Below are 12,628 nucleotides of genomic sequence, written 5' to 3' on the forward strand. Positions count from 1 at the left end.
GCCGCTGCGCACCGGGTGTGGCGGGTGAAGGATTCGAACCTTCGTAGGCTGTGCCGACGGATTTACAGTCCGCTCCCATTGGCCGCTCGGGCAACCCGCCGTGTGGTGCCGGGAGTGAGCGTACAAGACACCGGAGACCCGCTCCGGGAGCGGCCCCGGCCGGTCCGGGGCCGGCGGACGGCAGACGACAAGGAGCAGTGACACATGGCCGACTCGTCCTTCGACGTGGTGAGCAAGGTCGATCGCCAGGAGATCGACAACGCCCTCAACCAGGCCGCCAAGGAGCTCTCCCAGCGCTTCGACTTCCGCGGCACCAACGCCTCCATCGCCTGGGCCGGCGAGGACGGCGTGACGCTGCAGGCCGACACCGAGGAGCGGGTCACCGCCGCCCTCGACGTCTTCCGGGACAAGCTGGTCAAGCGTGGCATCTCGCTCAAGGCACTGGACGCCGACGAGGCGCAGGCCTCGGGCAAGACCTACCGGCTGTCGGCGCGGATCAAGCAGGGCATCGAGTCCGACACCGCCAAGAAGATCGCGAAGATCATCCGGGACGAGGGGCCCAAGGGCGTCCAGGCACAGATCCAGGGCGACCAGCTGCGGGTCACCGGCAAGAAGCGCGACGACCTGCAGGCGGTCCAGCAGCTGCTGCGCGGCAAGGACCTCGACGTCGCACTGCAGTTCGACAACTACCGCTGACGGCGGGCGCGGGCACCGACTCGGCGCCCGGCCCGAGGTCCCGGGGTCGACCTGGTCGGCCGGGTCCACGCGTCGGACCTGCGCCGCGACGCCGTCCCGGCCTCAGCGCTGGCCGAGCTCCCGGGCCATCTGCTCGAGCCGGGCGACCCGCTCGGGCATCGGCGGGTGGGTGGCGAACATCGAGGCCAGGCCCTGCCCCCGGAACGGGTTGGCGATCATCAGGTGGCTCTGGGTCACCAGCCGGTCGTCCTGCGGCAGCGGCCGGGCGGCCGCCCCGGCGGCGATCTTGCGCAGCGCGGAGGCCAGCGCGAGCGGGTCCTGCGACAGCGCCGCACCGGAGGCGTCGGCCTGGTACTCCCGACTGCGGCTGACCGCCATCTGCACCAGGCCGGCGGCCAGCGGGCCGAGGACCACCAGCAGCAGGCCGCCGAGGGCGTTGCCGCCACCGCGGTCGTCCTCGGACCGGCCGCCGAACAGCGAGGCGAACATCGCCATGTGCGCGAGGTAGGTGATCACGGTCGCCATCGCGCCGGCCACGGAGCTGATCAGGATGTCGCGGTTGTAGACGTGCGACAGCTCGTGGCCCAGCACGCCGCGCAGCTCCCGGCGGTCGAGCAGCTCGAGGATCCCCTGGGTGACGCAGACGGCGGCGTTGCGCGGGTTGCGGCCGGTGGCGAAGGCGTTGGGCTGGCCGGTCGGGCTGACGTAGAGGCGGGGCATCGGCTGGCGCGCCTCGGTGGCCAGCTCGCGCACCATGGCGTACAGCTGCGGCGCCTGCGTCTCGGTGACCGGGAAGGCGCGCATCGCCCGCAGGGCCAGCTTGTCGGAGTTGAGGTACGCGAAGCCGTTGACCGCGAGCGCCACGACCAGGGCGACCAGCAGGCCGCCCCGACCGCCGACGAGGGCGCCGGCGGTGAGGATGAGCCCGCCCATGAGGCCCAGGAGCACCGCGGTCTTCAGTCCGTTGCCCCAGCGCTGCACGTCCGACCAACGTGGCGCCCCGGGAGGCCGTTCCCCGTCCTGACCGGGTGCGACGGCGCTCACGGAATGGGGTCGGACCGGGTCCGGTTGCGACCGGCAGGTACCGGGGACGGCGGCGTCCCCACTGTCGTCCGGCTCACAGGTCCGCGGGATGTGACGTCCACGTAACCTCGGCCGGTGGAGGTGCAGCAGACATGACCACGACCAACCCGTCCGTCGGCGCGCCCACGGCGGGCAGCTCCGCCCCCTTCACCAAGAGCGTCGTGGAGCTCGACCGTGTCGTGATCCGACTGGCCGGTGACTCCGGCGACGGCATGCAGCTCACCGGCAACCGCTTCACCAGCGAGACGGCGTCCTTCGGCAACGACCTCTCCACGCTGCCCAACTTCCCCGCCGAGATCCGCGCGCCGACGGGCACCCTCCCGGGCGTCAGCTCCTTCCAGCTGCACTTCGCCGACCACGACATCATGACGCCCGGCGACGCCCCGGACGTGCTGGTCGCCATGAACCCGGCCGCGCTCAAGGCCAACCTGTCCGACCTGCCCGGGGGCGGGCTGCTCATCGTCGACGCCGACGAGTTCACGCCCCGCAACCTGGCCAAGGTCGGCTACGCCACCAACCCGCTCGAGGACGACTCGCTGGAGGGCTGGCAGCTGGTCAGCGTGCCGCTCACCAGCATGACCCTCGACGCGCTCGCGGACTCCGGTCTGGGCAAGAAGGAGGCCGAGCGCAGCAAGAACATGTTCACCCTCGGCCTGCTGAGCTGGATGTACCACCGGCCCACCGAGGGCACCGTCCGCTTCCTGGAGCGGCAGTTCCGCCGCAAGCCGGAGATCGCCGCGGCCAACATCGCCGCCTTCCGCGCCGGCTACAACTACGGCGAGACGACCGAGGCCTTCGCGGTCTCCTACGAGATCAAGCCCGCCCCGATGGCGCCCGGCCGGTACCGGAACATCTCCGGCAACCAGGCGCTCGCGCTCGGCCTCGTCGCCGCCGGGCAGCGCTCGGGCCTGCCGGTGTTCCTCGGGGCGTACCCGATCACCCCGGCGTCGGACATCCTGCACGAGCTGTCCCGCCACAAGTCCTTCGGCGTGCGCACCTTCCAGGCCGAGGACGAGATCGCCGGCATCGGCGCCGCGCTCGGCGCGTCCTTCGGCGGCGCCCTCGGCGTCACGACGACGTCGGGCCCCGGCGTCTCGCTGAAGTCGGAGACCATCGGCCTGGCGGTCATGACCGAGCTGCCGCTGGTGGTCGTGGACGTGCAGCGCGGCGGCCCCTCCACCGGGCTGCCCACCAAGACCGAGCAGTCGGACCTGCTGCAGGCGATGTTCGGTCGCAACGGCGAGGCCCCGCTGCCGGTGGTCGCCCCCCGCTCCCCCGCCGACTGCTTCGACGCGGCGCTGGAGGCCGCGCGGATCGCGCTGACCTACCGAACCCCGGTGGTGCTGCTCTCCGACGGTTACCTGGCCAACGGCGCCGAGCCGTGGCAGATCCCCGACGTCGAGGACCTGCCGGACCTGCGGGTGGAGTTCGCCTCCGAGCCCAACGGCGCCACCCCCGACGGCACGCCGGAGTTCCTCCCCTACCTGCGCGACCCCGAGACGCTGGCCCGCCCGTGGGCCGTCCCGGGCACCGCCGGCATGCAGCACCGCATCGGCGGCCTGGAGAAGGCCGACAAGACCGGCAACATCTCCTACGACCCGGCCAACCACGACCTGATGACCCGGCTGCGGCAGGCCAAGGTCGACGGCATCGCGGCCACCGTGCCGCCCACCGACGTCGACGACCCGGACGGCGACGCCCGCGTCGCCGTCGTCGGCTGGGGGTCCACCTACGGCCCCATCGGCGCCGCCTGCCGCCAGGTGCGCCGCTCCGGCCGGTCGGTCGCCCAGGTCCACCTGCGCCACCTCAACCCGTTCCCGGCCGACCTCGGCGACGTGCTGCGCCGCTACGACCGGGTGATCTGCCCGGAGATGAACCTCGGGCAGCTGTCGCTCCTGCTGCGCGCCAAGTACCTCGTCGACGTCGAGAGCCACACCCAGGTGCGCGGGCTGCCCTTCCGGGCCGCCGAGCTCGCCGGGATGGTGCAGGACGTCATCGACTCCACCACCGGAGGCACCCCGTGACCACCGTCGAGCTCGGCATGCCCGCCGAGGGCCCCATCGCCGACGCCATCGCCCGCTCCCTGGAGACCCAGGGGGAGAAGCAGACCCAGCTCAAGGCGCGCGACCTCAAGACCGACCAGGAGGTGCGCTGGTGCCCCGGGTGCGGTGACTACGTCATCCTCAACGCCGTCCAGAGCTTCCTGCCCAGCCTCGGCATCGCCCGCGAGGACATGGTCATCGTCTCCGGCATCGGCTGCTCCTCGCGCTTCCCGTACTACATGAACACCTACGGGATGCACTCGATCCACGGCCGCGCGCCGGCGATCGCCACCGGCCTGGCGGCCTCGCGCCCCGACCTGTCGGTGTGGGTCGTCACCGGGGACGGCGACGCGCTGTCCATCGGCGGCAACCACCTCATCCACACGCTGCGCCGCAACGTGAACCTGACGATCCTGCTGTTCAACAACCGGATCTACGGGCTCACCAAGGGCCAGTACTCGCCCACCAGCGAGGTCGGCAAGGTCACCAAGTCCACCCCGATGGGCTCGCTGGACCACCCGTTCAACCCGGTGTCGCTGGCGATCGGGGCGGACGCCACCTTCGTCGGGCGGGCCATGGACTCCGATCGCAAGGGCCTCACCGAGGTGCTGCGGCAGGCCGCCGAGCACCAGGGCACCGCGCTGGTGGAGATCTACCAGAACTGCAACATCTTCAACGACGGCGCCTTCGACCTGCTCAAGGACCCGACCACCGGCGTGCAGTGGTCGATCCCGCTGGTGCACGGCGAGCCGCTGGTGTTCGGTCCGGACGGCGTCTCGTGCGTGGTCCGCGACGAGGTCGGCGGCCTGCGGATCGCCGAGACGGCGCAGGTGGACGCCGGCGACATCGTCGTGCACGACGCCACCCGCGAGGACCCGTCCTACGCCTTCGCGCTGTCCCGGCTGTCCAGCCAGGACCTGCGGTACACGCCGATGGGCGTCTTCCGGGCGGTGCAGAAGCCGACCTACGACCGGATGATGGCCGACCAGGTCGAGGAGGCCCGCGCCTCCTCACCCGGCGACCTGACCGGTCTGCTGTCCGGCAGCGACACCTGGACCGTCACATCGTCATCCTCCGGATGACACCGCGGCCAGGGGCCGTCCCCGACCGGCGCTGAGCCCCACCCGTCGCTCCTCGGGGGACCCTCCGGGCCCCCACTCGTCACGACACCGCCTCCCGCAGGCACCTGGTCAGCACGGCCAGGGCGCGGGTGAGCTCCGCGCGGGACGGGGCGGCGAAGCCGAGGACCAGTCCCGCGGCGTGCGGTCGCGGGCCGGTCCAGTGGCGCGCCAGCCCGTCCAGGGCGACGCCCCGGGCGGCGGCCGCGACGACGACCGCGTCCTCGGCGCCCCGGTCGGGCAGCGGGACCAGGACGTGTGCGCCGGCCGGGTCGCCCTCGGCCCGGGCGCCGGCCGCGGCCACCGCCGCCAGCACCGCGGCGCGCCGGCCGGCGAGCTCCCGGCGCAGCCGGCGCAGGTGCCGGGCGAGGTCACCGCTGGCGGCGAGTGCGGCGAACACCCGCTGACCGGCCCGCGCGGGGCGGGTGCCGGTCGCCGTCCGCCGGGCGACCAGCGCCGCCCGCAGCTCCGGTGGCGCCACCAGCCAGCCCACCCCGAGCGTCGGGCTGAGCACCTTGCTGGTCGTGCCCAGGTGCACCGTGACGTCCGGGCCGAGGGCGGCCAGCAGCGGCAGCGGCGCGACGTCGTAGCGCAGTTCGCCGTCGTAGTCGTCCTCCAGCACCCACCAGCCCTCGGCGCGGGCCCGGCCGACCAGGGCCGCCCGCCGGGCGGCGGACAGCCGCCGGCCCAGCGGGTAGTGGTGCGCCGGCGTGCAGTAGACCGCGGCCAGGCCGGCGGGGACGGCGTCGACGACCAGGCCGTCGCGGTCCACCGGCACGGGCACCACGGTGATCCCGGCGTCGCGGAGCGCGCCGACCACCCGCTGGTAGCCCGGGTCCTCCACGCCCACCCGGCTGCCCGCGGGCAGCAGGCGGGCCACCTCGGTGACGGCGGCGGAGGTGCCCGCGGTGGCCAGCACCTCGCCGGGCGCGGCGGGCAGCCCGCGGTGGCGCAGCAGGTGCTCGGTCACCGCCCGCTGGAAGCCGGCGTCGGCCGCCGGTTCGGGCCCGGCGTCGGGCGGCCGGTCGCCGGCGGCCCGCCAGGCGCGCCGCCACGCGGCCCGGTCCAGCACCTCCAGGCAGGGCGAGCCGGCGCGCAGGTCGACCGGCCCGGCAGCAGCACGGGGCGCGCCCGGGTCCGCCGGCGCCCGGGCCGGCGCGGGGGCGGCCGTGCCGACGACGAAGGTGCCCACCCCCCGGCGCCCGTCGGCCCACCCCTCGGCCAGCAGCTGGTCGTAGGCCGCCGCGGTGACGGTGCGGCTGACCCGCAGGGCGGTGGCCAGCCCGCGGGTGGAGGGCAGCCGGTCGCCGGGGCGCAGCGTGCCGCCCGACGCCGCCGCCCGCAGCGCGTCGGCCAGCTGCACCGACAGCGGCGTGCCGGACGCCCGGTCCAGCACCACCGGGGGCACCTCCACCACGACCGCACCCCCGTCCTCCGGTGGCCTGCCGGAACGTCAGCGTAGTGGCCCTGGGAGGAGGCCACCGGAGGCGGCAGGGTGGGCTCCGTGGACACCGCGACACCGCTCTCCCCCACCTCCCGCAGCACCGTCCGCCGGGGCGCCAGGCGCGCCCGCACCGACCGCGCCGAGCTGCACGCCGTGCTCGACGCCGGCCTGGTCGGGCACCTCGGCGTCGTGCTGGACGGCGCCCCGGTCGTCCTGCCCACCGGCTACGGACGGCGCGGCGACACCCTCTACCTGCACGGTTCCACCGGCGCCGCGACGCTGCGGGCCGCGGCAGCGGGCGGGCCGGTCTGCTTCACCGTCACTCTCGTCGACGGTGTCGTCTACGCCCGCTCGGCGTTCCACCACTCGATGAACTACCGGTGCGCGGTCGTGCACGGCCTCGCCCGGCCGGTCACCGACCCCGCCGAGCTGCTGGTCGGCCTGGAGGCCCTCACCGAGCACCTGGCCCCCGGCTCGTGGGCGGCCACCCGGCGGCCCGACCGTCGCGAGCTCGCCGCCACCGCCGTGCTCGCCCTGGACCTCACCGAGGCCAGCGTCAAGGTGCGCACCGGCCCGCCGGGGGACGACGAGCGCGACCTGGCCGGGCCGGTGTGGGCCGGCGTGCTGCCACTGCGCACGGTGGCCGGCGAACCCGAGCCCTGCCCGCTGCTCCCGCCGGGCACCGCGGTCCCCGACCGGGTGCGCTCCCGGGCGACCCGGCTCAGCCCCGGGGCGTGACCCGCAACAGCTGGTCGGCGCCGTCGCCGTTGTCGGTGGTGACGTAGAGGGCGCCGTCCAAGCCCTGCTGCACGGTGCGGATGCGGCCGTACGTGCCGTCCAGCTCCGGCAGCCGGAACTGCTCGACCTGGCTGCCGTCCTCGGCCAGCCGCAGCGCCAGCACCCCCCGGCCGCGCAACAGGCCGGCGAGCAGCAGCCCCTCGTGGGCCTGCCACTGCGCGCCCTGGAGGAAGGTCGCGCCGGAGGGGGCGAGCCGGGAGTCGGCCGAGACCCAGCTCGGCGGCAGCGCGTCGGGCAGCGACAGGTCGGTCATCGGTACGTACTCGCCGTAGCCGGGGCCGACCGGTGCGAAGCCGCCGTTGCCGCCCGGGCGCAGCCGCGTCACCTCGTCGTCCCGGTCGGGGCCGTGCTCGGCGGCGTACACCTCCCCCGAGCCTGGGCGGAGCGCCAACCCCTGGATGTTGCGGTGGCCGTAGGTCCACACCCGCGGGTCGGCGTCCGGTTCACCCGCGAACGGGTTGCCAGGAGCGGGTCCGCCGGTGACCGGGTCGACGCGCAGCACCTTCCCGACGAGCGAGCCGGGGTCCTGGGGCTGGTCGGCGTCGGCGGTGTCCCCGGTGCTCACCAGCAGCGCCCCGCTCGCGTCGACGCGCAGCCGGCACCCGCCGTGCCGGCCGCTGCGCTCGTTGACCGGGATGTCGCCGACCAGCGGGTCGGCGACCCGGGTGGCCGCCGTCCAGCCGGGGTCGACGCTCCAGGCGAGCACCTGCACCTCCGCGCCGCCGTCCTCCCGGACGCCCTGACAGGTGTAGAACCGGCGGCTGTCGGCGAAGCCGGGGTCCAGCACCAGGCCCATCAGCCCGGTCTCCCCGGTGGCGAAGAGGTCGCCGAGGTCGGCGGCCAGCTCGCGCACCGTGCCGTCGGGCAGCACCGCGGTGAGCCCGCCGGCCCGCTCGTCGACCAGCAGGGTGCCGTCGGGTGCCTGGGCGACGTCCCAGGGGTGGTCCAGGCCGTCGGCGAGGACGGCGACGTCCAGGGCGGGCGCCGGCTCCGGGGTCGGGGGCGCCGACGGGGACGGTGACACCGTCGGCGGGGTGGCCGAGGGGGTGGCGGGCGCGGGCGGGGCAGCCGCGCCGGGCTCCTCCGCGGCCGGCGCGGCGCAGCCGGACAGCAGCACGAGGCCGATCAGCAGGGCCGGGGGCAGCGGGCGCACCCGCCCAGCATCCCCCCGCGTTCAGCTGGTGCGGGTGACCACGTAGTCGCACAGGGCCGACAGCGCCTCGCGGACCGGCCCGTCGGGGACGCCGGACAGCCGGGTCTGCGCCCGGTCGGCGTACTCGCGCAGCACCGCGCCGGCGCGCTGCAGGGCCGCCGAGGCGCGCAGCAGCTCCAGGGCCTCGGCGTGCTCGGCGTCGTCGGTGATCGGGCCGGCGACGAGTTCGCGCAGCCGCTGCTCGGCCGGGTCGTCGCCGGCCAGGGCGAACAGCGCGGGCAGCGTCGCGATGCCCTCCCGCAGGTCGGTGCCCGGCGCCTTCCCGGAGGAACCGTCCCGGCTCACGATGTCCAGCAGGTCGTCGGAGAGCTGGAAGGCCACGCCGACCTCCTCGCCGAAGGCGGTCAGCGCGCCGACCAGCGCGCCGTCCACCCCGGCGAAGGAGGCGCCGAAGCGCGCCGAGGTGGCCACCAGCGAGCCGGTCTTGTCGGCCAGCACGTCGAGGTAGTGGGCCACCGGGTCGTCGTCGCCCTGGGCGCCGACGGTCTCCCGGATCTGCCCGGTGACCAGCCGCTCGAACGTGCGCGCCTGGATGCGCACCGCCTCGGGGCCGAGGTCGGCCAGCAGGTCCGACGCCCGGGCGAAGAGGAAGTCGCCGGTGAGGATGGCGATGCTGTTGGACCACCGGCTGTTCGCACTCGGCGCCCCGCGGCGGACGTCCGCCTCGTCCATGACGTCGTCGTGGTACAGCGTGGCCAGGTGGGTGAGCTCGCAGACCACCGCCGCCTCCACCACGCCCGGCGCCCGCGGGTCGCCGAGCTCGGCGGCCAGCATCGCCAGCAGGGGGCGGAACCGCTTGCCGCCGGCGGCGACCAGGTGCCCGGCCGCCTCCCGGACGAACGGGTGGTCGCTGCCGACCGCGGTGAGCAGCGCCTCCTCGACCCGGCCCAGGGACTCCGACAGCCGGGCGCCGAGGTCGCCCCCGGGCAGCCAGGACCCCACCGAGGAGGCCGGCGTCGAGATCCGCTGCCAGGTGTCGGTCGGGGTCCCCCCGCCGACGGCGGCGCTGGCTCCGGTCATCAGCCGACGAATCTATCCGCCTGCTCGGCCAGGTCGAGCACCGCCCCGGGGATCACACCCAGGACGACCGTCGCGGTGACCGTCACGGCGAGCACCAGCGTGGTCGGCAGGCCGGGGACGCCGACCGTCGGTCCGTCGGCGGCCGGCTCGGAGAAGTACATGAGCACGATGACCCGCAGGTAGAAGAAGGCCGCCACCGCGCTGGCCAGCAGCGCCACGACCACCAGCGGCCAGGCGCCGTCGTCGATCGCCGCCCGGAAGACGGCGAACTTCCCGGTGAACCCGCTGGTGAGCGGGATGCCGGCCAGCGCGAGCAGGAACAGCGCCATCACCGCGGCGGTGAGCGGCGAGCGGCGCCCGAGGCCCGCCCACCGGGACAGGTGCGTGGCCTCCCCGTCACCGTCGCGCACCAGGGTGAGGACGGCGAAGACGCCGAGCGTGGTCAGCCCGTAGGCGAGCAGGTAGAACATCGTGCCGCTCAGCCCGGAGCCGGTGCCGTCGGCGCCGCTGCCGTAGCCGAGCACGCCGGTGAGCAGGAACCCGGCGTGCGCGATCGAGGAGTAGGCCAGCATCCGCTTGAGGTCGGTCTGAGTCAGCCCGAGGACGGCGCCGACCACCATCGACACGATCGCGATGCCGTAGACCAGCGGCCGCCAGGTCCACTCGCTGGTGCCGAAGGCGACGTAGAGCAGCCGCAGGATCGCGCCGAAGGCCGCGACCTTGGTGCAGGCGGCCATGAAGGCGGTGACCGGCGTCGGGGCGCCCTGGTAGACGTCCGGCGTCCAGGCGTGGAAGGGGGCCACGCTGGCCTTGAACATCAGCCCGACGACCAGCAGCGCCAGCCCCAGCACCAGCAGGACGCCGCCCCCGGCCTCCGCGGCGGCGGACTCCCGGATGACCGAGAACCGGATGCTGCCGGTGGCCCCGTAGACCAGCGCCAGGCCGTAGAGGAAGAACGCCGAGGCGAACGCGCCGAGCAGGAAGTACTTGACGGCAGCCTCCTGCGACAGCAGCCGCCGGCGGCGGGAGAGGCCGCAGATGAGGTACAGCGGCAGGCTGAGCACCTCGAGCGCCACGAACATGATGAGCAGGTCGTTGGACGCGACGAACAGCATCATGCCGCCGATGGCGAAGGTGGCCAGCGGGTAGACCTCGGTCTGCACCCGCGTCGCGGTCATCAGCTCGCGGTCGCGCGGGCTGCCCGCGGGCACGGCCGCGGCGGCGACGAACGCCGAGCGGGCCGGGTCCAGCGAGCGCTCGGCGAACAGCAGCAGCGACAGCGCGCCCAGGCCGGCGATGGTGGCCTGCAGGAACACCGCGGGGCCGTCGACGGCCAGCGCCCCGCCGGCGGTGACCTGCCGCTCCCCGGCCAGCAGCAGGCTGGTGACCAGCCCACCGAGGGTGCCGACCAGGGCGACGCCCACCTGCACCGGGTGCCGGGTCTCGCGCGGGGCGAAGGCCTCCACCAGGACGCCGACGCAGGCCGCGCCGAAGACCAGCAGGAACGGCGCCAGGGCGGCCAGGGAGATGTCCGGGGCCTCGATCATCAGTCCGTCCCCCCAGGGGCCTCGGGCGTGACGCCGGCCGGGTCGGCCCCGACGTCGACCATCGTCGCGGCGACCGCGGGCTCGACCAGGTCGATCAGCGGCTGCGGGTACACCCCGAGCGCGATGACCAGCGCCACCATGGGTGCGGCCACGGCGAGCTCGCGCGGGGACAGGTCCTGCACGCGGAGCCGGGCCGGCGCGAGCGCCGGGGCCTCCAGCGTGGCGGTGGCCGCGGTGGCCCCTCCGCCGCCGGGGGCCGGCGTGCCGGTCGTGGCGCCCTCCGGTGCTGGCTCGAGCAGCACGCCCCGCGGCGGCCCGTGCATGGTGCGTTGGTAGACCAGCAGCACGTACAGCGCGGCGAGCACGATGCCGACGGTGGCCAGCACGGTGAACACCGGCCGGGTCGGGAACGAGCCGATCAGCACGAGGAACTCGCTGACGAAGCTGTTGGTGCCCGGCAGGGCCAGCGAGGCCAGGCCCGCGACGAGGAACACCCCGGCCAGCAGCGGCGCCTGCCGGGCGACCCCGCCGTAGTCGCCGACCTGCCGGGAGCCGCCGCGGGCGATGAGCATGCCGACGACCAGGAACAGCAGGCCGGTGGAGATGCCGTGGTTGACCATGTACAGCACCGCGCCGGTGGTGGCCTCGGTGGTGAAGGCGAAGATGCCCAGCGCGATGAAGCCGAAGTGCGCGACCGAGGTGTAGGCCACCAGCCGCTTCATGTCGCTCTGGCCCATCGCCAGCAGCGCGGCGTACAGCACGCCCGCGACGGCCAGGACGAGCACCCAGGGCGCGAAGTAGCGGGAGGCGTCGGGGAACAGCGGCAGGCAGTAGCGGATGAACCCGAAGGTGCCGACCTTGTCCAGGACGCCGACCAGCAGCACCGCCCCACCGATCGGCGCCTCGGCGCCGGAGTCGGGCAGCCAGGTGTGGAACGGCACCAGCGGGGCCTTGATCGCGAAGGCGATGAAGAAGCCGAGGAACAGCAGCCGCTGCACGTTCGGGTCGATCTCCAGCTGGCGCAGCGCGTCGAAGGCGAACGTGCCCTCGCCGAGCTGGCCGGCGCTGACCACGTACAGCCCGATGACCGAGGCCAGCATGACCAGCCCACCGACCAGGCTGTAGAGGAAGAACTTCACCGCGGCGTACTGCCGGCGCGGCCCGCCGAAGCTGCCGATCAGGAAGTACATCGGGACGAGCATCGCCTCGAAGAACACGTAGAACAGGAAGACGTCGGTGGCGGCGAAGACGCCGATCATGAACGACTCGAGCAGCAGCAGCCAGGCGAAGAAGGTGCGCATCGACCGGTTGCCCGGTGCGGTGTCCCGCCACGAGGCGAGCACCACCACCGGCACGAGGACGCCGATCAGCAGCAGCATCACCAGCGCGATGCCGTCCACGCCGAGGGCGAAGTCGACGCCGAAGTCGGGGATCCAGGCCACCGAGGTGGTCAGCTGGAACCGCTCGCCGCCGACGTCGAAGGCGGCCGTCGTCAGCACGGCCAGCAGCAGCACCACCAGGCTCACACCGAGAGCGGTCTGCTTGGCGATCTGCTCCCGGCCCTTGGGCAGCGCCGCGACGACCGCCGCACCGACCGCCGGGACGGCGATCATCGTGAGCAGCCAGGGGAAGTCGTTCACGCGGCCGTCGCCTCTCGTCGGGTGGGT

At 74.5% G+C, this 12,628-nt stretch carries 10 protein-coding genes and 1 tRNA gene; 4 read left to right on the forward strand and 7 right to left on the reverse strand.

Annotation, left to right across the window (positions count from 1 at the left end; genetic code table 11):
* Positions 1 to 18 precede the first annotated feature (18 nt).
* A tRNA-Tyr gene (locus RTG05_RS18585) sits at positions 19 to 100 on the reverse strand.
* Between the two features lie 104 nt (positions 101 to 204).
* Here RTG05_RS18585 and RTG05_RS18590 point away from each other — a divergent pair.
* Positions 205 to 696, forward strand: a complete 492-nt coding sequence (locus RTG05_RS18590) for a YajQ family cyclic di-GMP-binding protein (protein ID WP_166526342.1) — start codon at positions 205 to 207, stop codon at positions 694 to 696.
* A gap of 102 nt (positions 697 to 798) precedes the next feature.
* On the opposite strand, the gene htpX is transcribed toward RTG05_RS18590, so the two are convergent.
* On the reverse strand, positions 799 to 1,677 hold the full coding sequence (gene htpX / locus RTG05_RS18595) for a zinc metalloprotease HtpX (RefSeq protein ID WP_166526343.1): 879 nt from the start codon (positions 1,675 to 1,677) through the stop codon (positions 799 to 801).
* Positions 1,678 to 1,871: 194 nt separating this feature from the next.
* Here htpX and RTG05_RS18600 point away from each other — a divergent pair, with 194 nt between their 5' ends.
* Both RTG05_RS18600 and RTG05_RS18605 read left to right on the forward strand, forming a co-directional pair.
* A complete protein-coding gene (locus RTG05_RS18600; RefSeq protein WP_166526344.1) occupies positions 1,872 to 3,803 on the forward strand; it encodes a 2-oxoacid:acceptor oxidoreductase subunit alpha in 1,932 nt (643 codons plus the stop codon).
* Positions 3,800 to 4,903: a 2-oxoacid:ferredoxin oxidoreductase subunit beta gene (locus RTG05_RS18605; RefSeq protein ID WP_166526345.1), complete on the forward strand. Its 1,104-nt coding sequence runs from the start codon at positions 3,800 to 3,802 to the stop codon at positions 4,901 to 4,903. Before RTG05_RS18600 ends, RTG05_RS18605 begins: the two co-directional genes overlap by 4 nt.
* Positions 4,904 to 4,982: 79 nt before the next feature.
* Here RTG05_RS18605 and RTG05_RS18610 read toward each other — a convergent pair whose 3' ends face one another.
* Positions 4,983 to 6,356, reverse strand: coding sequence for a MocR-like pyridoxine biosynthesis transcription factor PdxR (locus RTG05_RS18610; RefSeq protein ID WP_166526346.1), 1,374 nt, complete (start codon positions 6,354 to 6,356; stop codon positions 4,983 to 4,985).
* An 87-nt stretch (positions 6,357 to 6,443) separates the two neighbouring features.
* Here RTG05_RS18610 and RTG05_RS18615 point away from each other — a divergent pair, with 87 nt between their 5' ends.
* Positions 6,444 to 7,121, forward strand: coding sequence for a pyridoxamine 5'-phosphate oxidase family protein (locus tag RTG05_RS18615; RefSeq protein WP_166526347.1), 678 nt, complete (start codon positions 6,444 to 6,446; stop codon positions 7,119 to 7,121).
* On the opposite strand, the gene RTG05_RS18620 is transcribed toward RTG05_RS18615, so the two are convergent.
* The 4 genes from RTG05_RS18620 to RTG05_RS18635 are packed head-to-tail and all read right to left on the reverse strand — an operon-like array spanning position 7,105 to position 12,601.
* The gene (locus tag RTG05_RS18620) at positions 7,105 to 8,334 is read right to left on the reverse strand and encodes a PQQ-dependent sugar dehydrogenase (RefSeq protein ID WP_166526348.1); all 1,230 of its coding nucleotides are present in this window, start codon (positions 8,332 to 8,334) and stop codon (positions 7,105 to 7,107) included. The genes RTG05_RS18615 and RTG05_RS18620 overlap by 17 nt on opposite strands.
* 21 nt (positions 8,335 to 8,355) lie before the next feature.
* Positions 8,356 to 9,414, reverse strand: coding sequence for a polyprenyl synthetase family protein (locus RTG05_RS18625; RefSeq protein ID WP_166526349.1), 1,059 nt, complete (start codon positions 9,412 to 9,414; stop codon positions 8,356 to 8,358).
* Positions 9,414 to 10,961: an NADH-quinone oxidoreductase subunit NuoN gene (gene nuoN, locus RTG05_RS18630; protein WP_166526350.1), complete on the reverse strand. Its 1,548-nt coding sequence runs from the start codon at positions 10,959 to 10,961 to the stop codon at positions 9,414 to 9,416. Before nuoN ends, RTG05_RS18625 begins: the two co-directional genes overlap by 1 nt.
* A complete protein-coding gene (locus RTG05_RS18635; RefSeq protein WP_166526351.1) occupies positions 10,961 to 12,601 on the reverse strand; it encodes an NADH-quinone oxidoreductase subunit M in 1,641 nt (546 codons plus the stop codon). The genes nuoN and RTG05_RS18635 overlap by 1 nt, the downstream gene beginning before the upstream one ends.
* Positions 12,602 to 12,628 lie beyond the last annotated feature (27 nt).

The sequence above is a fragment of the Geodermatophilus sp. DSM 44513 genome (assembly GCF_032460525.1).
Lineage (GTDB): Bacteria > Actinomycetota > Actinomycetes > Mycobacteriales > Geodermatophilaceae > Geodermatophilus.

What these genes read in the sequence shown, in the direction of transcription:
- RTG05_RS18590 (WP_166526342.1), top strand. Translation starts at nt 205, where the DNA reads ATGGCCGACTCGTCCTTCGACGTGGTGAGCAAGGTCGATCGCCAGGAG.
- RTG05_RS18600 (WP_166526344.1), top strand. Translation starts at nt 1,872, where the DNA reads ATGACCACGACCAACCCGTCCGTCGGCGCGCCCACGGCGGGCAGCTCC.
- RTG05_RS18625 (WP_166526349.1), bottom strand. Translation starts at nt 9,414, where the DNA reads ATGACCGGAGCCAGCGCCGCCGTCGGCGGGGGGACCCCGACCGACACC.
- nuoN (WP_166526350.1), bottom strand. Translation starts at nt 10,961, where the DNA reads ATGATCGAGGCCCCGGACATCTCCCTGGCCGCCCTGGCGCCGTTCCTG.